The organism is Parabacteroides goldsteinii DSM 19448 = WAL 12034, assembly GCF_000969835.1.
GTDB classification, from domain to species: Bacteria; Bacteroidota; Bacteroidia; order Bacteroidales; family Tannerellaceae; genus Parabacteroides; species Parabacteroides goldsteinii.
On record NZ_KQ033912.1, the window covers coordinates 2,592,383 to 2,612,742 of the forward strand.

The 20,360-nt window shown below is 39.5% G+C and carries 15 protein-coding genes and 1 pseudogene; 7 read left to right on the forward strand and 9 right to left on the reverse strand.

From position 1 onward, the window contains the following. Window positions 1-51: 51 nt before the first annotated feature. Entirely contained in the window at window positions 52-621 is a 570-nt protein-coding gene (locus HMPREF1535_RS09380) for a Crp/Fnr family transcriptional regulator (protein ID WP_010801031.1), read from the reverse strand. Between the two features lie 411 nt (window positions 622-1,032). On the opposite strand from HMPREF1535_RS09380, the gene HMPREF1535_RS09385 reads away from it, so the two are divergent. Further along, the gene (locus tag HMPREF1535_RS09385; RefSeq protein WP_010801030.1) at window positions 1,033-1,611 is read left to right on the forward strand and encodes a Crp/Fnr family transcriptional regulator; all 579 of its coding nucleotides are present in this window, start codon (window positions 1,033-1,035) and stop codon (window positions 1,609-1,611) included. 152 nt (window positions 1,612-1,763) lie between these two features. After that, a complete protein-coding gene (locus HMPREF1535_RS09390; RefSeq protein ID WP_010801029.1) occupies window positions 1,764-2,156 on the forward strand; it encodes an ASCH domain-containing protein in 393 nt (130 codons plus the stop codon). 89 nt (window positions 2,157-2,245) lie between these two features. On the opposite strand, the pseudogene HMPREF1535_RS09395 reads toward HMPREF1535_RS09390, so the two are convergent. From HMPREF1535_RS09395 to HMPREF1535_RS26215, 3 genes and pseudogenes are all read right to left on the reverse strand, one after another. Continuing rightward, window positions 2,246-2,554, reverse strand: a pseudogene (locus HMPREF1535_RS09395) (hypothetical protein); the annotation flags it as partial. Window positions 2,555-2,859: 305 nt separating this feature from the next. Further along, window positions 2,860-3,438, reverse strand: coding sequence for a GNAT family N-acetyltransferase (locus tag HMPREF1535_RS09400; protein WP_010801028.1), 579 nt, complete (start codon window positions 3,436-3,438; stop codon window positions 2,860-2,862). Between the two features lie 897 nt (window positions 3,439-4,335). After that, window positions 4,336-4,593 (reverse strand): hypothetical protein, encoded by a 258-nt coding sequence (locus HMPREF1535_RS26215; RefSeq protein ID WP_244275587.1) that lies wholly within the window; start codon window positions 4,591-4,593, stop codon window positions 4,336-4,338. Between the two features lie 367 nt (window positions 4,594-4,960). On the opposite strand from HMPREF1535_RS26215, the gene HMPREF1535_RS09410 reads away from it, so the two are divergent. The 5 genes from HMPREF1535_RS09410 (at window position 4,961) to HMPREF1535_RS09430 (ending at window position 9,689) form a co-directional block, all read left to right on the forward strand. Next, window positions 4,961-5,854 carry a HEPN domain-containing protein gene (locus HMPREF1535_RS09410; protein ID WP_046145967.1) on the forward strand — a complete coding sequence of 298 codons (894 nt, stop codon included), beginning with the start codon at window positions 4,961-4,963 and terminating at the stop codon, window positions 5,852-5,854. Between the two features lie 107 nt (window positions 5,855-5,961). Then, window positions 5,962-6,297, forward strand: a complete 336-nt coding sequence (locus tag HMPREF1535_RS09415; protein ID WP_010801025.1) for a helix-turn-helix domain-containing protein — start codon at window positions 5,962-5,964, stop codon at window positions 6,295-6,297. Next, window positions 6,275-7,441, forward strand: coding sequence for a type II toxin-antitoxin system HipA family toxin (locus HMPREF1535_RS09420; RefSeq protein ID WP_046145968.1), 1,167 nt, complete (start codon window positions 6,275-6,277; stop codon window positions 7,439-7,441). Before HMPREF1535_RS09415 ends, HMPREF1535_RS09420 begins: the two co-directional genes overlap by 23 nt. Window positions 7,442-7,498: 57 nt before the next feature. Beyond that, complete coding sequence (locus HMPREF1535_RS09425; RefSeq protein WP_046145969.1) at window positions 7,499-8,386, forward strand: HEPN domain-containing protein; 888 nt, start codon at window positions 7,499-7,501, stop codon at window positions 8,384-8,386. Between the two features lie 211 nt (window positions 8,387-8,597). After that, window positions 8,598-9,689: a tyrosine-protein phosphatase gene (locus HMPREF1535_RS09430; RefSeq protein ID WP_046145970.1), complete on the forward strand. Its 1,092-nt coding sequence runs from the start codon at window positions 8,598-8,600 to the stop codon at window positions 9,687-9,689. Here HMPREF1535_RS09430 and HMPREF1535_RS09435 read toward each other — a convergent pair whose 3' ends face one another. The 5 genes from HMPREF1535_RS09435 to HMPREF1535_RS09455 all read right to left on the reverse strand — a co-directional run bounded on the left by HMPREF1535_RS09435 (window position 9,690) and on the right by HMPREF1535_RS09455 (window position 19,848). Further along, a complete protein-coding gene (locus tag HMPREF1535_RS09435) occupies window positions 9,690-12,278 on the reverse strand; it encodes a hypothetical protein (protein ID WP_046145971.1) in 2,589 nt (862 codons plus the stop codon). Between the two features lie 137 nt (window positions 12,279-12,415). Then, window positions 12,416-13,297, reverse strand: a complete 882-nt coding sequence (locus HMPREF1535_RS09440; RefSeq protein ID WP_010801020.1) for a BT_3987 domain-containing protein — start codon at window positions 13,295-13,297, stop codon at window positions 12,416-12,418. A gap of 38 nt (window positions 13,298-13,335) precedes the next feature. Then, window positions 13,336-15,357 carry a RagB/SusD family nutrient uptake outer membrane protein gene (locus tag HMPREF1535_RS09445; protein WP_046145972.1) on the reverse strand — a complete coding sequence of 674 codons (2,022 nt, stop codon included), beginning with the start codon at window positions 15,355-15,357 and terminating at the stop codon, window positions 13,336-13,338. A gap of 11 nt (window positions 15,358-15,368) precedes the next feature. Then, entirely contained in the window at window positions 15,369-18,452 is a 3,084-nt protein-coding gene (locus HMPREF1535_RS09450) for a SusC/RagA family TonB-linked outer membrane protein (protein ID WP_009860193.1), read from the reverse strand. Window positions 18,453-18,474: 22 nt separating this feature from the next. Then, on the reverse strand, window positions 18,475-19,848 hold the full coding sequence (locus tag HMPREF1535_RS09455; protein ID WP_046145973.1) for an IPT/TIG domain-containing protein: 1,374 nt from the start codon (window positions 19,846-19,848) through the stop codon (window positions 18,475-18,477). Window positions 19,849-20,360: the final 512 nt, after the last annotated feature.

The following is a 20,360-nucleotide window of genomic DNA, read 5'->3' on the forward strand; positions in this document are numbered from 1 at the left end:
TGCAAAGTTGGAGAACATGAATAAAAAAAGCCTTGAAATACTTCAAGACTTTCATTTTTGCCGTAGTTTTCTTCGTATATGGCTGACGGTTTCAGGTGTCACACCAAGAAACGAGGCTATCTCTTTTAAAGTAATATGCTGGGGGAGGTTTGTGCAGCGCTTTAGTAGCGCAACATAACGCTGCTCTGCTGTGTCGCAGTAAAAGCCAAGTAGCCGTTGATACATTTCTACAAAAATTTCTTCTGCTACCAATCTACCAAAACGTTGAGTATTTATGCTTGTTTCCCAAAAATCATTCAGTTCTTTCATAGATAACACGTACACAGAACAATCTGTAACAGCTTGAATATTGGTTAATGACCCCATGTGCTTAATCAGTGATGGGTAATCACACACAAAATCTTCGGTAAAACTATAACCGACAATAGGTTCGTTACCAGCATTATCAATACGAGTATATCTAAAAATGCCACTTTCGACAAATCCCACATATTTACATGGCTCATTTTGTCTAACAAAATAATCCTTCTTTTTAATCTCGATTGACTTTCCCTTTTCTAAAAAGTGCTTTTTGAATTCTGAGAAATCAATCTCATTTATGTATTCATTGAAGTTCACCATCTTATAATCCGCTTATATTTGCAAAGATATGATTTTTAGGCGGTAATTATTTTGAACATACACAAAGAAGTGGTTACCTTTTTCTGAACTCCTCCTCTTTGGGGTTGGTACTATTGGGAATAAAAGGTAGATCGAACAATTCACCAATGGAAAATTCGAAACATCTTTCTTGTTCATGGGGATGTGGAACGAGTATTCAACAATTTTTGAACTTTGCTTTATATGTTTTTTCTAATTTTGAAGTAAACAAAGTCAATATAGAAATGAAATTTTTAATCCCATATAAATGATTTGGATAATTCTAAATTAAAAAAGATGTTTTAGGAAAAAGGAATGTACGCACTTGTTCTAAAAAAGAGGCTTTTATAGGATATTCTTTATATCTTTGTGCATCAGGCAAAAAGAAATACTATGTCAGAGGTCAATTTATCAATATCACATTTAAATAGTTACACAATTCTCAAAGAGTTTTTCTTAGAAAAAGGCAAAAGAGTTGAATACACAAAAAAGGAATACTTCTTGCAACAAAATTTTCCATCTCTAATTGCTGGATGGATAGAAAATGGTTCATTTCGATATACTTACATGAATGAAGCTGGAAATGAACGTATTGTCTGTTTTTCGTTCGAGAAAGAATTTGTTTGTGATTATGCTTCTTTTATCCATAGAGAACCAGCACTTGTAAGCATTCAAGCCATTACAGATTGTGTAGTTTATCAACTAACATATAAAGAATTAATTGATTTCTTAGAAATGAACGCAGATACACAGAGATTGGGGCGTAATGTAGCAGAGTCTATGTTTAAAATGGCATACAAACGAATGCTGCAGGCATATTGTGATTCTCCAGAACAGAGGTACATAACGTTAATGCAGCGGTGTCCCAATTTGAAAGAAGAAGTCTCTCTAAAAGAAATTGCGTCTTTTATTGGTGTTACTCCTGAGACCGTCAGCCATATCCGAAAAAAAATATTATTAAAAGAGTCTTGAATTTTTTCAAGACTTTTTTACTGCATTCTGCCTTACTTTGCATCTTTATTATATAATGCCTTCTGCTAACTGCAAATGAACTATAACACAGGTTGTATACTGATTAGATTATCTGCGATTTTTAATATCAATCAACTAAGAACACAATTAAAATGGATATAAAACATAAAATTCAGTTTGGATGTAATGCTGATGAATTAGCAATGAAAGTATTATCAGGAAAAAAAACAGCGACTTCATCTTTATATGATTATCACTACAATGAATACAAAGATATAATAAAAGTAAATGAATTTGCTTCTATACTTGATTCACACAATAAAGAAATCTGTATAATACAAATTACTAAAATTGAAATTGTAAAATTCGAAAGTATTACAGAAAAATTTTCAATAGAAGAAGGAGATGTAAGTTTAGAAAATTGGAAAAGAATTCATACAGAATACTATTCTTCTATATTAAAGAAAATTGGGTTAAAACTCACAGGAGAAACAAGGTTGCTTTGTGAATGGTTTACTGTTGTTGTACCCAAGACACAAGAATAAACTACTTTCTCACTGAAATATAAGTGAAAATGTCTTATTGGTATCTCATTGATGAAGCAATAGGACTAATAAATAATGAAATACACATTTTAGAATAGCAAATAAAATATCCCGAGCAGTTTAAACGGCAACTTGATAAACCACCTCTTCAAGGTGCTGCCTGAAGATGACAACCTGCTACGATATTCAAAATCTATAACCGTATCTGTTACGCTTTGAATAAATACATTATCCCGTTTCCGGTTAAAATTCATCTCCAGCAAATCAAGGCTTTTCCCGTCCGCTTTTCATTTCATCAGGAGATAACGGTATTTCATATCATTGTCTTGTAACTGCTGCATCCGTTCCGCAAAACGAATATTCAGGACTAACGACGTAAGGCAAATGATTATTCCTGCCCTTTCCGTTTGCTGCGTATCAGCCGGAAACAATACCTTTAGCTTTTCTTTAAAATACTTGGCTCGTTCGAGAATTTTCTCTAAAGCCACATTTCGAAAAAGAGATATTGGATATTTACCATGACTATGTAGAGGAAGAGGCTTTAATAACTCATTCCTCTGCTTATGATTGTGTAGCCCGCATGTTGAAGCGGATGAGAACATTTGAAGGTGGTGATGCTATGGTCAATCAATTGCTCCGGGAATATAGAGATACATATAAGCGAAGAAAAATATGATCGCAGCATTGGAAAAAGTGTAAGTATTCATTTGTTACCCCAATCCTTATCGAGCATAGCATAAATTATATCGTCTACCCATTCGCCACGAAGGAAATAACTCTCTTTGAAATGAGCTTCTTTCCTGAATCCCAGTCGTTCGATAAGTCGGATAGAGGCGGTGTTTCTTGGATCAATAGATGCTACAATACGATGTTTCTTTAGGATTGTGAAAAAATAGTTTACCATTGCCGTTAATGCTTCGGTGGCATATCCTTTACCTTGAAAAGTTTTATTCAACGTACAACCGACCTCTACCTGCATTCTTTCGTGTCCTGTGAAGATTATTCCCAAATCTCCGATCAGACGGTTTTCATTCTTGGTAAGAATGGCAAATTGAAAGCATATGTCGGCTATATCTATAGTCACCGGCATATTGGTTATATAATTACGAACTTCCTCCACAGATTCGGGGAACCAGCCCTGATATTGGTTTTCAATAGTATCAGAGCGGTAAGCGTATATTTCTTCCGCATCATCCGGGTTTGCTAACCGTATGATCAACCTGTCGGTCAGAATATTGCCGAAAGTAGTACCTGCTCTATCAACGTTTTTGGATTCAAGCATATGTCTTTTCTTTTTATTTGATTTAAGACTCCATTGTGGCAATTGTATTTTCTAAGAATACAATTTTTACTCATCTCCAAAGATAGTAAATATTTGGAAAACAGCCGTTTTATCCTTTAATGCAATGTGTTAAAGTGGGATATTACGTGAAATGATAAGATGACAACACGAACTTTTGAAGTGAAATTATGGAATTTGACAAAATGAGGCAATATTGCTTTTCTTTTGAATTAAAAGATTTTATTATAGTCTTTTTGCTAACTTGTATGTTATGTCAAATTGGTGTTACAGAAGAGCGCTAAATACAATATTTAACAATATCCTTTAGGTATATGACTTTTGCAATTCGTTTAAAAGGATTTTCCATCTCGTTTAAAACGAATTTTTTTTCATTTTAAATGAGATAGGGATTTATTTAAATGGAAATTCTTTGTTAATAAGTGTTGATTATGGCCTCTTTTGAAGCTATTTTGTAGTATAAAAGCATGTTGAATAACACTTTTTGTGTTCTATAACAAGGCAGATGAGTGTTGTAAGTGGATTGACAATATGTAGTGTATACGATAAATATTTGGTCGATTGTTTTGTTTTATTTGATATGGGCAGCATAATGCTGTTTTGGTTGCTTCAGGCAAGATGATATGTTATTTCTTAAGTTGCTGACGGTGGTGTAAAAGGTAGCATGTCTTGATTCTCTCCCGTGCAGCCTTTTCATAGGAGGGTTGAATTGACAGTTTGATATTCGTGAGTTCTTCATAATAATATAATTCAAGTACGGATTATACAGATTTCATTGTTTAGATAAATAAGCAATTTGTCAAATCCGTATAATCCGTGCCTGTAAGAAAATATAAAAAGGCTTTTGCTATAGTCTTCTTATGGTTTAGGGACTACCGGTTAATTATAAAACATCAGGCAAATATTATTGGATAGATGTTCTATTGCCTTCGCTTTTATGTAACAACCTGGTATCACCCATCTATTCATTAAATAGTCGTAGTTTTGGGTTATCTCCAGATAAGAGATGAATCCCTTTACATACTCATTTTTATCAGGGAATAAATAAACAAACTCACATTTACCTTCGTTGCTGAAAAGACAAGTCATCGTAAATGCTTCCTGGTCAAATCGTATCTCGATCGATTTTTCTTCCACATTTTTTTCGAAATAGTCTATCAAGCAATATGGATAGTTTATATATTTCTGTCTAATTTCTGGTAATGACAGATTTAATAAAGAAGTAATTTGTTGTAGCAGATAGTAATAGCCTTTTATTCCAGTTATATTATTATTGTCCATATGAATACGTTCCTTTTTAAGCCTGATTCGGAGGAATCGAGCCTATATTAATACTATGATATTTTAATTACCTGTATTATATAGACTTATTCATTCTGTACTATCAAACAAAACAAATAAAAACAGGAACGTTGTGCAAATATATGATTTAGAATCAAAAAGCTAAAGGCAATTCTGCTTTTTTTGTACTTTTGTATTTTAACGTTGTACATAATCAAGCATAATGAAAGATTCAATCGCTTATCTGCCCAAAGACAAACAGGAAGAACTGAATTTTCTTGTAACGGAGATACTTCGTCGCTTACCTCAGACGGAGTTTATTATTCTGTATGGAAGTTATGCGAGGGGTAATTATGTTCGCCGTAGCATACGAATTGAAGACGGCGGTATTCCTACCGTTAAAATCTCAGATTATGACATCTACGTGATAACAAGCGGAATAAACAGCAAAAAGGCAGAAACCATTCTGGATAACGTAGAAGATATCTTCTTTGCCGGAAAAGATTTTGACCGCGACACTCCGGTCGAGTTTATCAACGATGATATTAAGCAGCTTAATAAGTTTATTGAAGAGGGCCGGTATTTCCATACACAAATAAAGCAGGAAGGAGTAATACTTTATAATAGTGGAAAATACAAATTGTCCCGTAGGAGAAAACTCAATTTTGATGAGATAAAGAAACAGGCACAGGACTATTTTAATGAGAAGTTTGAAAAAGGAAATTTCTTTTTTGATGATGCCATAACAAATAAAGAAAGAGATAGGTATCAAATGGCATCTTTTTATCTTCATCAATCCTGTGAAAATTATTACTATGCTATCCGATTGACATTTACTTTGCGAAATAACAAACAACATAATCTATCCAAATTATCTTCTACCACCAGGCGCTATTCCGATGATCTGAGTACTGTATTCCCTCAAAACACACTTGAAGAGAAACGACTTTTTAAACTATTAAAAGCCGCTTATGTGGATGCCCGGTATAATCCTCACTTCGTCGTGACTAAAGAGGATATCGATGCGCTTATCCCAAAAGTCGAATTGCTTAGGGATATAACGAAGCGGATTTGTGAGGCGAAAATTAAGGAGTATGGGGAGCAGAGTGGTATATAGATACATCGACACTTTCGATAGTTGTCCTTTTTGTATTTACTGGAAATAAATATTATCTTTGTAACTAATACAATAATATTGATTAAGCCGTTTATTGCTACTATAGTATGACTTTATTATATACATTCGACGAAGATAAGACAGAAGCCATAATGAAGGTTCTGGCACAAAACTGTCAGAAGAGACGTTTGGAAAAAGGCCTCTCACGAGATGCTTTGGCAGATTTGAGTAAGGTTCCTGCTGCTACAATCGCGAAATTTGAAACGAAGCATGTCATATCTTTAGTTTCTTTTGTTGCATTGGCAAAAGCGTTGGGGTATACCAATGATTTGAAACAATTATTGTCAGAACCATTATACAACACAATGGCTGAACTGGATGAGATAAACAGGAATTTAAACAGGAAAAGAGGAAGCCGTAATGTCAGGAAAGAAAAAGAGTGAAACCAGGAAAATAAGGTCTTTGGAGAAAATCAGACAGATAAATAAAGTGTCTGTATTCTATGGAGACAAAAAGGTGGGTGAACTTGCTATGACTCCTACTCAAAGGTGTGCTTTTGAATATGATAAAGAATGGCTAAAGTCCGGTTTTTCTATTGCTCCAAGGCAATTAGACTTGAAAGAAGGTTTGTTTATTGCCCCCATAGAACCTTTCTATGGCAATTTTGGAATTTTTGAAGACAGCCTGCCTGACGGGTACGGGCGTTATCTTTTAAACAGAATATTGCAAAAAGAGGGGATAGATGATACCAGCTTGACTCCTGTGCAACGTTTAAGTATTGTTGGCGCTTCCGGAATGGGGGCCTTATCGTATGTGCCTGAATTATATATCGGTGAGCCAAAAGGTCTACCGGAATTAGATTATATGCAAAATTTAGCTCTCGAGGTGCTTGCCGAGAAAACGGATAAGGATGTCGATGTTCTTTATTTTAATAGTGGTAATTCAGGTGGCTGTCGCCCAAAATCACTTTATAAAGATGAGGAAGGAGATTGGATATTGAAATTCCGTCATATCAATGATCCGAAAGATATGGGTAAAATGGAATATCAATATAATAAAGCTGCTCGTGCATCAGGTATCAATGTGCCTGACTTTAAACTTATTAAAAATAAATATTTTGCTACAAAACGATTTGATATAGAAGATGGTCAACGTTTACACACCGCAACAGCCGGAGCTTTACTTAATCAATCTATCCATTATCCGGCATTGACTTATGAGAATTTATTGGCTTTAACCGGAGTCATCACGCAAGACCCTGTTCAGGTGGAAGAAATGTTCCGAAGAATGGTATTTAATATACTGGCTGAAAACAAAGACGACCATGTTAAAAACTTCAGTTTTTATTATAGGAACGCCCAATGGGAATTGGCACCAGCCTACGATTTGACAAGATGTAGTGGCGGTTATAATGGTGAACACGCTACAACTGCTAACGGCAGCGGAAATCCAACTATTGAAGACATGCTTGTCGTGGGCGAGGGTATCCGTATTTCCCGTAAAAGAGGACAAGAGATTATCGGTCAGCTTAAAGAAGTCTGCAAAGAAATTCTTGCCGACAGATTCAAAGAAAGATCCAATAAGTAGCAGTTGTTCACATAATAATGTACTTTTGTATTTTAACGTTGTACATAATCAAGCATAATGAAAGACTCGATCGCTTATCTGCCTAAAGACAAACAGGAAGAACTGAATTTTCTTATAACGGAGATACTTCGTCGCTTACCTCAGACGGAGTTTATTATTCTGTATGGAAGTTATGCGAGGGGCAATTATGTTCGCCGTAGTATACGGATTGAAGACGGCGGTATTCCTACCGTTAAAATATCAGATTATGACATCTACGTGATAACAAGCGGAATAAACAGTAAAAAGGCGGAAACCATCTTGGATAACGTAGAAGATATCTTCTTTGCCGGAAAAGATTTTGACCGCGATACCCCTGTTGAGTTTATCAATGATGATATTAAGCAGCTTAATAAGTTCATTGAAGAGGGGCGGTATTTCTATACACAAATAAAGCAGGAAGGAATTATTCTTTATGATAGTGGGAGATATAAATTATCTCGTCGTCGGAAATTAAACTTTGAAGAGATCAGAGAGCAGGCACAAGAGTATTTTGATGAAAAGTGTGTGAGAGCAAATAACTTTTTAAAGTATGCAATAATGGCTGACAAAGAGACAGATTATAAAGAGGCATCTTTTTTTCTTCATCAATCCTGTGAAAATTATTACTATGCTATCCGTTTAACACATACACTACGAAACAGTAAACAGCATAACCTTTCCAAATTAATATCTTCTGTAAGACGTTATTCCGATGATCTGAATAATGTATTTCCTCAAAACACCTCCGAAGAGAAACGATTTTTTAAACTATTAAAAGCTGCCTATGTGGATGCCCGCTATAATCCTCATTTTGTAGTCACAAAAGAAGATATTGATGCACTTATACCAAAGGTGGAAATGCTTCGAGATATTACAATGCGGATTTGTGAGGAGAAAATTAAGGAATATGGAAATACTGATTGACCAGAAATCAATTATATTGCAATTTAATGAATGCTTTGCATTGATAAAATAAGATGACAAACGAGGTTACCTTTTTTTATATTCCAAAATAAATAAACGATATTCTAAATTTCATTTATGGGGCTAAAACCGGTTCTGTTTTTGTGTAATTGGTTTTAAACCTGTATCTTGCGCGCCTTTTAAAATATTTATTAATGAGTAAAAGCGTGTTATGAAGAAGAATTTGTTTAGCTGTTTATTGCTACTATTTTGTGCCTCCGGAGTATTTGTTTCTTGTGGGGACGATGATGAGAAAACGACTGTTGGATATTCGGGTAAGGATATAAGCGAAGATGCTGGGATTACCCGTGATAAAGAGACGAAAAAGGCTGTGCTGAGTGTGGATACCGATAAAGCCTGGGAATTATATGCCGGTTCTACAGCTGAAGATATCGATATGAATACACCTTGTCTGACCGGTGACGGAAAAGGCTCTTTCGATTTGAGCGTTGATGCCGGAAAAAGATCCGTATTCTTGTTTAAGACGGCTGAAGGTCAGGCTTTATTGGCAGAAAGATTGTTGCCGGTCACTGCGTATAACTTCAGGGATTTGGGCGGTATAAAAAATAAAGAGGGGAAGTTTGTTCGTTGGGGAAAATTGTTCCGTACGGACGAAATGAATAAGATGACTGATGCCGACCTGACATATCTGGCAAGTACGGGACTGAAAACCGTTGTCGATTTTCGTACTGCAACAGAAAAAGAAGGTGGATTTGGCGGTATGATGCCGGCTGCTCCGGATAAATTGCCTTCTACTGTAAAGAATCCTTATAATTTAGAGATCAATGCCGGTAATATATTTTCTGATGAAATTATCGGAAGTATATCTAAGGGACTTAGTGAGGAAGAAACTGCACAGATCATGATTGACGGGTATATCGAAATGATCAGTTATGATGATTATGTGGCCAAATACAAAGAGTTCTTTAAATATCTTCAGGATGAAAATTCTTTACCGTTAAGTTATCATTGTTCAGCTGGTAAAGATCGTACCGGGGTTGCGACCATGCTTATCCTGTCGGCTCTCGATGTGGATAAGGCGACGATTATGAAGGATTATTTGCTTAGTAAAGAATATATTAAGGGTAAATATGATTCGTATTTGAAATATTATCCTCAGATCGCCCCGTTAGTAACTGTCGATGAAAAATATCTGAATGCCGCCTATGATAAGATAGACGAAAAGTATGGCTCCATGACTAAGTTCCTGACAGAAACGTTAGGAGTCGATATCCAGAAAATGAAACAGTTATACTTGTATTGATTACTTGTAAACCCCGATTATTCCATCTGCTGTAATTGTCTCGGCACTTACCTTGAACTTCCGGCATCTGCTGTTATTGTAGAACCGGATACTGGCTTTGCCTTTTTCATCCGGAATAACGGAGGGATTCCAGTATAAAGTGCGTCGGTAATCCGGTTCGGGAGGAAGCACTGAATAATCGGGACTATAAAATTCTTTGACCTGGCTGTAACCTTCCAGCCAGGTTTTTCGTACCCCTTTACCTGCATCTGTCGGAATCTTGTCTTCCGGGTATGTTTCAACAAAAACGACACAACCATATATCTTATCTATTTCCAGCGGAGATATTCTTGGGTCTGCATATTTACACATAGTGGAGATATCCTCGTTGATGTAGATAGACTTGATGGCTTCGAGCCGGATCAGTTTGTATTTGTTGTAATCCATTTCAGTAGCCATCGTCGGTTCATAGTTGATTACAAAAAGAGGCATTCTGCCTTTGTATTGCAGATATTCGTCCTGTCTGGAGAAGGCTTTTCTGAAATTATTATTCATATTAATCATCAGTTCATGGATATCTTTTCCGATGTATTTGCCCTGGTCCGTGATATCATCCCATTCTGACTGAACGTCATAATAGGCGATAGATTTCGATCGGTTGTTGTAGATATCCTTTTCACGTGATCTCTTTTTAGCGGTAACGGTTACTTCATCCAGGCGGAGGATTTTTTCTTTGTTTCCCGCTTTGGCCAATGAATCTTCGTAAGAAGTCAGCAGGGCGTTGATATCTTCTTCCGGTTCCTGAATATCGGGAACTTCTTCCAGCTCAGTTTTTTCTTCTTTATCTCCTTCCGCTCTATCGGCGATATTCACTTGCATCTCGGCATAGCGGTATCTCTTAGGTTCCGGAGTGAAAAGCCTGTCCAGTATGATCCGGTGGTCTTTCTTTTTCCCTTTTTCGCTTACAGCCAGTATCATATTCCATTTCCCGGTAATATCTGTACGGAAAGCGAAACGTCCCAGGCTGTCTGTAACAAATACATCGAACGCATTGCCGGGCTTTTCCTCTTCGCCCCTTTTGAGCAGGAAGGAAGAGACGGTGACATTCGGTTTGGGTATTTTCCTGACAAATGAAACTACCTGGCCGTGCATTTCGATACCTTGTTCCGGCCTGTATTTCAAGTCGAATGGTTCTATACCTGCCATCTGCTTCCAGGAATAACGGTGCCAGCCTTGCACCATCATAAGAAGGTCGAGAGCTGAGCGATGGGTAGAGTCGTCCGCTTCGAAATAGTAAGACGGGTTGCGGACGTACCCTTTGATTTCGGACATCAGCAGTAGATCGGTCAGGATAGTATGATTCCACGCAACTTCGTTCATGCCGTCTCTCACCGATAAGGAGAATGGCGTTTGTACGGGATTGGCTTCCCGGTCGGTTAGGGTAAATTCCATATCGACTGCTTCGTAAGGCTCGTATGTCTCTTTCGAGGTTTTTGACTGAATACTAAATTGGTTGTCTTTGTTGTTGAATAGGAGGCGGTCGCAAAGTATTTCTCCATCGGAATTGAATAATATGGCTTGTGCAACACCTGCCGGGAAGTTTGTTTTATCTACTTTGAACCGGATTGTTTCATTATGGATGACATTAATAAGGCTGTAGCCATGTAGTTGTCCTCTGCTGATAAAAACCAGGCCCAGTTTCTCGGCGGGAGTATATTTATTTTTCTGTAGGGAGATTTCGAGACTGTCAGGAGAAGACAAGTTGTCCACATGGAAGGTGAATCCTTGTGGTAATGGCTTGGGCATATCAAATTGGTATTGTTTGCCGTTGTAGTCGACTATTGCTTTTCGTTTGCTTTCGTCAGGTGTATAGTCGAAGAAACCTCGTCCTTCGTGAACTGTTGAAAAGGTGGAGATATCTTCTTTGTCTTCATTGATGATCTTTCCGGAGGCTTCCAGCGGGTTACCGAATGCATCGGTTATTTCGAATGCAATCCGTGAAGTGATGCCGTGGATCAGGTTTCCTCCTTCCGGATAGAGTTTCAAGGTTACTTTCTTGTCTTTTTGAGGCTTCTCCCGTTTCTTCGGGTATTTGCCGTATCCGTATTTCAGCATGTTTTTCTCTTCGAAGTTTCCCTCTTCTTTGGGCTTGTTAAATACGGGCAGTAGCCGGGAGAAGATAACGTCTTCGCCGAAGTTCAACATATATTTCGTGTAGGCACGGACTTCATAAAATCCGGAATAGAAGGGAAGCTGGCCTAGCGTGAAATCACCATGGCACCGGCCGTCTTCTATTTTCAAGACACGCTTGTCCACTATTTCTCCTCCGGGATTGAGCAGTTCGACATACAGGGTTTTGCTCAGTTCGGTTGCCTGGTGCAATTTGGAGGTTACGACGTAACATGTAAACCAAATATTATCGCCCTGATAGTAACTGGTGTTATCGAAATGCAGGTAGACTTTTTCGTGGGGAATATATTGGGAAAACTGATCGGTCGCACGAATAAACTGGGTTAGTTTATTGAGTACAATGTCCGGTTCCTGCCCCGATGCTTTAAGGCAAAATAGTAAGAGAAAAATATAGTTGATAACGTTGTAATGTGTTTTCATGCGACTTCGTACTTCCCTTATATGGAAGAATATACGAAGTTACAGATAAATAAAAATGTTGCAAAGGGATGCAGGCTTTTTTTAGAAAGGGCGCATGCTTTTTCGGAATAGCATGTGCCCTTTTTCTTCAATCTTCCTTATTCCTCCGTATCGATTACAGGAGCGTCGAGATTCGTTATTTTCTCTTCTATATCGAATGTTTTGCCGTCTGCATCTGTGTAACTGTATCTTAGATAGAAACTTTGTCTTGTTTTATCGTAAGTACTTTTACCCAGATCAGTTATTTGGGCATCCAGCCAGGGTTTTATAGTAACAGATGTGCTATCCGCGCCGATAGTGAGAAGCATAAAATTGGTTTTTATGTATCTGGCTTCTCCGGACAATGAATGGATAGGCATCCGTACAGAATTGGAAGACATGGCTTTCAGGGTTGGCTGTACCGAACGGATTGTTTTAGGTAACTCAATAGAACTACCCGCATAATTTCCAGAGAATCCGTTGACCATTTTAACTTCGTAAACCATTGTTTTCAATTCTTCGTTCACATCATACCCTTCGCTGTTTGAGACGATCGTGAGAGGTAGGGCATACGAGATGTCGGGATCAAGCCCTTGTGGCTTTAAGGGGATATGAAGTACTCCGTATTGAGCATTTGCCGGAATGGTCACCGATAAATCCGTCGATGTGTAATTTGCTTCCGGTAACAATTTTTTGTCGATGTATAGAGGGTTCCCCAATGCACTTTTTTTATTGAGCGAGTCAAGCGCATTCGGGTTGATTGCCAGTTGAACCGTCAGGTCGGACTTGATAGGTTCGGAAGAGGCGCAATAAATTGAAAATGACATGGAATTGTTTTCACTTCCATACGCATGTTCACCCACGTAGAGCATATCACGGCTGTTTACGATATAGAGTGTTTTTTTATATTGTTCACCAAAATCAGCCGGTTCACTTGAACAACTCCAAAATATGAAGGCTGACAGGGAAAATAATATGAGCTTTAATTTATCTGGTTTCATAATAAACTGTATTAATGTATTTGTCTAAAAACATGTTATTAAAATCCGGGCATCTGGTCCAGATTAGGATTTTTATCCACTTCACTTTTAGGTATGGGGAAGAAAGTCTGTCTGCGGGTAAAGACCTTGTAGATCCAGTCTCTTTCTTTTACCTGGATAATGTTGTAAAATTTATCCTTTTCTGCTTCTGTTGCGCTTACATCACATCCCATAACCGGTGCGTTCTCGTAGATAATTGCTTTTTTAGTACGTCGCAGGTCATGATATCTACGTCCTTCCCAGGCAAATTCGATCTGACGTTCCCGTGCAATCAACTCCCTCATTTTTTCTACATTGGCAACATCGGCATCGGTGATGCCCGGTAATCCGGCCCGGTAACGGATCAGGTTGAAACAACGTTTCATTTCGCTTGTGTTGCGTGTCACTGTAATGTCGTTGATGGTATATGCCTGATCCAGTTCATTCATCGCCTCTACATAATTTAAATATACTTCGGCCATACGGTAGGCCGGACAATATTTGGTTTTCTGCCTTCCGCCGCTGATCCATGAATCTTCGTAATGAAGGAATTTCCGGCAGAGATATCCGGTCATTGGGTATTCTTCGGCTTCGCCTTGGGGACGGTTCAGGGCATAGTCCCGTCCACTTTTTGAGTCGCTGAAATATTTGGCCACTTTGCCATCCTGCTGGTCCACTTTGTCGGGAGGAGTTGAGGTGGAGGGGAAGTAGGAGTTATTGAAGGCAATCGTTGCATAAAAGCGCATTTCACGATTCGCATACCATTTATGAGTTCCGCTCAGCAGCGTAAAGCCATTACTGTTTTTCTCTCCGGAAAATACCAGATCCGTATTTGTGTAACCTTCTTCATAAGGATAGGCTTCACTTGCATTATTGATGGTACGTCCGTCGGCCATGTAGTAAGCATCGACCAGTGATTGCGGTACGAAGAATACATTCCAGGCATTCAGTACACCCGGGGCGGTATATTTATTCATGCCGTTGATTCCCGTACTTTGGCGGCTAAAAAGTATCTCCCGGTTAGATGATGCTAATACACATTCGCCATTGAACATATCTATGTAAGAATGGTAAGGATCGATACCTCCTACGCCATCCGGGAAATCACCTTGTTCGGCTGCCGGTACAGGGAAAGTCGGAGTATTCTCCATTTTGGGAACAGTATAGAGATCGTTGGGTTTGATGTCGACCAATCGTTTAGCATTGGCAGCAGCGATGGCCCATTTTTTTATGTCTTTTACCGGATTGAGATAAGGTACTCCCTCATTGTTTATAAAATCGCTGAATTCTGAATTTTCACCGTTATAAAGCGGGCTGGCCGTATAAAGCGTCAGGCGTGACAGTACTGCCAGTGCAGAATTTTTTACTGCCTGGCCGATTTCTGAATTATCCCTGACCTGTGTGGGTAATAGTTTGATTGCTTCTTCCAGCAAGGCAGATACATAATCGCTGCATTCATCCCATGTGTTGCGTTCGACCATCATCTGGTCGATAGGTGTGTCGAAGTCGACAGGCGTATCAGGGACAATGGGGACGGGACCATAGGCCAGCATCAGTTCAAAATAGATCATCGCTTTAACGAATGTCGCCTGTCCGATCCATTCCGATCGTTGTAAAGCGCTTACTTCCTGACATTCATTTACTCTTTGAATAAAAGTATTGGCTTTGCGGATTCCTTCATAAAAATAATTCCAATAGTCGAAGAGGTCCAGATCTTCCGCTTTCATTTCATTGTTACAGAAATAATTGTAGTTGTGTCTGTTTCTCTTGTAGCCTGCTACACCTTCATCGCTAATTAGAACCCAGGGTTGCGCATTGTCTGTCCATGCACTTGGCGAACCGTAGTCGACCAGGTAACTATATACGTTATTCAGATACTTCTGTGTATATTCTTTTTTTGCAAACACAGTGTCAAGGGTGAACAGATCGGCTACATACGGATCTATATCCAAAAAGTTACACGATTGGAAAGTAATTCCTGCACTGTTGAGGATAACGAATAAGAAGGCAAATAGACTTGTTTTTATTTTTTTGCTTGTCATGATTCGATGAATTAAAATGAGACTTGTAAGACCATTGAATAAGAACGGGTAATAGGATAAACGGCACCGTTGTCGCTTGCTTGTTCGGGATCCCATAATTTTACTTTATCCCAGACACATAAATTATCTCCGAGCACAGATATACGTAAATTGCTCATGTTTATTTTCGATAATATTTTTTTAGGGATCGTATATCCTATTTCAAGAGTTTTTAAACGGAGATATCCTGCATCGGCAAGCCAGAAAGAAGAGGGCCGATTGTTGTTTACATTTTCTCCGTAGGTAAGGCGGGGAAAACGGGCGTTAGGGTTTTCCGTCGACGGGTCTCCTGAGTAAGAAGCCGGTGTCCAGCGATTTTTCTGATCGTTCACGATGGAAAGAACGTTGCCGGTCACACCTCCGGCAAACGGGTAATATCCGTTTCCTCCCATGAAATAATCAACCTGTGCTGCTCCTCTGAAAAATACACTGATGTCGAAACCTTTCCATTTGGCACTGGTCGCAAATCCGTACTGAACTTTTGGTATGTTGGAATTACCGATAGGAGCAATATCATAATCGTCGATACGGCCATCGCCATTTATGTCCTGATACTTAATGTCTCCGGGGAGAACTTTGCCGAATTGGGTAGGACTGTTTTTAACATCCTCTTCATCTTTGAAGAGCCCCAGAGCGATTAAACCACGGGTCACACCATAGCTGGTTCCTTTTTTAGCCAGATAAGGGTAGCGGGGAGGTACCTCGTCGTAATCGATGATCTTATCTCTTGTCAGTGTGAAGTTTCCGCGCAATTCAACGTCTACATTACCAAAACGATGGGTATAAGAGGCTGTACCGTCTGCTCCCCAGCTCTTCATCTTGCCCACGTTTCCCCAGGGTTTTGTGCCTACGCCGATGGTTCCGGGCAGTGTGGCACGTTCCATGAAGATATTATTTCGTTTGTCGATAAAAGCATCTACCGTGATGTCAAGCGCTTCCCAAAGGGTAAGGTCGATACCGAAATTCTGTTTGATCGCTTTTTCCCAGACAAGGCCGGTGGAACCCAGTACGGCATCGGTTACTCCACCTCCCGAATTTTGGTACTGGTCGCCGAAGACATATCCGGGTGCACTCATATTTACGGTTGTAAGATAAGGAAAACGGACATCGTTACTGATCTGGTCGTTTCCTACCAATCCGTATGAATAGCGGAGTTTTAGGGTCGTGATGAATGGTAATTTCTTTTTCACCAGCGGATAGTTGGAAATAACATACCCCAAAGCGGCTGAAGGGAAAAATCCGAAGCGTTCTCCTTTCGGGAAATTTTCGGAACCATTATATCCGAAGTTACCTTCTATAAAGTAGATATCATTATAAGAATAAGTAAGGCGTCCGGCTATCCCTTGATTACGATGCGGGATAGATGCCAGTTCACCGTCTGCATCCGTGCGTTGGTAGTCCTTTTGATTGTAGAGGAACAGTCCGCCGATACGGTGCTTTTCGGCAAATAACCGGTTGTATTCCACTTTACCTTCGACATAAATCGTACGGATACCGTACGAAGTACTTTTGAAAGTCATTGGCTCGGCAACAACAGTTTTGAGTGTCATCAGTTCCCCGGTATTCCAGTTGCGATCAGTCGCTTTATACAGATCCGGCATTTTGGTACGGCTGGTAAGATGATTGTTGTAGTTGTCGAACGACAGAGATGCCGTCGCTTTTAAGCCTTTCGTGATAAAATCTAGCGATTGTTCTATTTTCAATAAAGATTCTATAGAATTATCACGGTCAGTGAGGAAGCCGGTTTCATTTAGCAATACGGAAGGAGAGGTCATGTCTCCTTTTCCGTAAGCGGGAAGCTGTCCGTTCGAATAGCGTACCGGAACAGTCAACGGGGTTAAGGATGCTTGTGCACCCCATATCTCTTTGGTCGTGCCCATGCCCGGACGGTTCATATCAACCAATTTGGCGGATAAGAGTAAACTAATCAGTGTACTTTTGGTCAGATCGACATCGATGTTGCTTCTGAAAGTATATTGATTACGTCTTACATTCGAGTGATAGCGTTCCATGCCGGTTTGTTTGTAAATGGCATCGTTGGTCCGGTAAAAGGCACTCATATAATAACGGGCCAGTTTGCTACCGCCGGAAATATTGATATTGCCCTGTACACCCAGTGTCCGTTTTTTCAATATCTCATCCTGCCAGCTAACATCCGGATAGAGGTCCGGATCCATGTTGTATTTTATGATATCAAAAATCTCGGGAGAATAAACCGATTTATCGCCTCTCACTACTTTGGCTTCGTTGGCCAGTCTGGCATAGTCGTAAGCTCTGAGATAGTTGGGAAGTCTGGGGAGTGTTTCTATCATCGTCTTAACACTGCCGTTGATCGAAACTTTTCCTTCAACACCGCGTTTGGTATTGATCAGTACCACACCATTCGCTCCTTTGGCACCATATACGGCAGTTGCTGTTGCATCTTTCAGAACGGAGAAACTCTCGATATCTTCGGGAGCCAGTTCGTTCAGGCTGGAACTTCCGCGGTCTATCCCGTCTATCAGTATTAAGGCACTGCTATTGGCTCCGAATGTACTGATACCCCGGATCCAAAATTCGGATACATCGCTGCCCGGTTCGCCACTCTGCTGAACGCCGATCAGCCCCGCTACACGTCCGGCTAGCGCATTACTGACTGAAGTTACACCGCCCACATTCAATGTCGTCGGTTTAATACTTGTAATGGCTCCGACTACGCTGACTTTTCGTTGTGTGCTATATCCTACGATACTGACTTCTTCCAGTTGCTGTGCATCGGCATCCAATACCACATTGATTGTTTGTTCCTTGGCCGTGCCGATTTTGATCTCTTGTGTTTTGAATCCGATATAAGAAAAAACGAGCGTTGTGCCAGGTTTGACCTGAATGGTATATTTGCCGTCTATATCTGTAACGGTTCCATGCGACTGGTCGTTTCGCGGATATATGTTTACACCGATCTGGGTCTCATTATTAGAGTCGGTGACTACTCCCTGAATATTAATTGTTTTTTGCGCTGAGGCAAAAGCCGGCAGCATCGTCAAAAACAAGACGATCAATGCTATATATTTTTTCATTTTTATGTACTTTAATCTATGGTTATTGAATAGCTATACAACGGATCAAATAATTGTAGGTGTCGGCTACATATAGGATACCGTCGGGGGTAGCTGCTACATCATAAGGTTTATTGAAAAGTGCTTCCTGGGGTTTACCGTCTTTATATCCGGATTCTCCCGGAACTCCGGCGAAGATGGTTGCATTGAACTCCTCATCTACTTTCCAGATTACATGGTTGGTGTAGTCTGCCAGATAGACGTTTCCTTCCTGGTCGGCGGTCATTCCTTCGATCTCTCCGAGTTGTGCGGCTTTTCCGTTTCCTTCTTTAGCCGCGCCTTTACCTGTTCCAACGATATGTTCTATCTCGTTTTGTGTAATCCATGGAGTAGAATGTCCGGCAGGAGTATGATAAGGATTCAGGCGATAGAGGCGTCCCCAGGCTTCGGAAGTGATATAGAGATATCCGTTTTTCTTATTATAGGCGATGTGTGCCCATGAATCCATATTCAGATTCTCTCCGATCAGCTCTACCTTTTTTGTTGCAATGCTTACACGGATCAGGCGTTTACCTGAAGAGGATAACAGGAAAACATAGTCATTGTCGGCAGCCAGCCCAAAATAATCCATGGCTCCGGCGATGTAGTCACCTTTGTCGTTTTTTTGATCATAATAAGCTTCAGCTTCCTGCCAGTTGCTCGATTTATACAATCCGTAGAAAAGAAGTGGGCGCATGGATGTACGTCTTTCCAGTACATAATAATTTGTAAAGTCCAGATTGAATGAACATTGCCAGGGCTCATGCATCCCGGAAAGTACAGTGCTAAGTTTGTTGTCCTGGATGGAAAGCATCCTAACCATCTTGCCTCCATCGTCAGCAATCAATACAGTCCCTTCATCATCGACAGCCAGCATGACGGGACGTCCGAATGAACCTTCCAAAGCTGGGCCGTCTTTAGCCGTTTTCACGTCTAATTGTCCGGCTACAGTAGTAACGGTGGCTTTAATGTTGTATTTAAATAATTTATCTTTAAGCGTTTCTTCCCTGTATTTGGGTGATCCGTCTGAATTTACTCCATCTTCTACTGCAACTTTGATGGTAGAATGTTCTCCGGGTTGTTTGGGGACCATGGCATAGATAGCGTTGTTTTGTACTTTAAGGATCAAGGCCTCTTTTTGATTGAAAAACAATTTTACTTTGGATATATCGTTTCCGAAGTTGGAGCCACTCACCACTACACGGGTTCCTATTCCTCCTTTTTCGGGACCTATGCTTGATACAACCAACGGTTTATCAGGGGAATACGGATTATCTTCAGAAGAACTGTTGTCATCATTACAAGCTGTAAGTCCTCCTATGAAAAGAAATGCGGTAAATAGATAGAATAAGGTTACATTAATTTTTGAGGTTTTCATTGTCTAATGTACTATGTTTAATACTAGGTGCAAAGTATCGTTAGTACAATCAGTAATTATTCATTTGCAACTGAATAATGATGATTGTATGTAAGCAGGCTTTTGCATGGTATAGCAAAAGAGGATCATATTAGATCTAATTTAACAAATAAAGATTACACATTCTCTTAGAGTATGTAATTGAATAATGCGACTAAGGGTATTTCAGGTCATGTTATAATGTTATTTGTGAAAGACTGTAGTCTTTCTGGTTTGTAATTAGTATACGTTAACTTTAATGCTGTAGTCTTCGTAGAACTATGGCATTAGGCGAAGAATTGGGGGGCATAAATGGCAATTTATTTCATTTATTTATGAGAAATCGAAATATTATCCATCATTGTAGTGATATTGTCCATTTTTATGCCTTTAAAAAGCTTGTTCTTTTGTATTATTAATTAAATAATATGAGAAATAGTGCCATAGTTCTACGAAGACTATGGTGTTGTTATCAACAAGAATTATGCTGTATC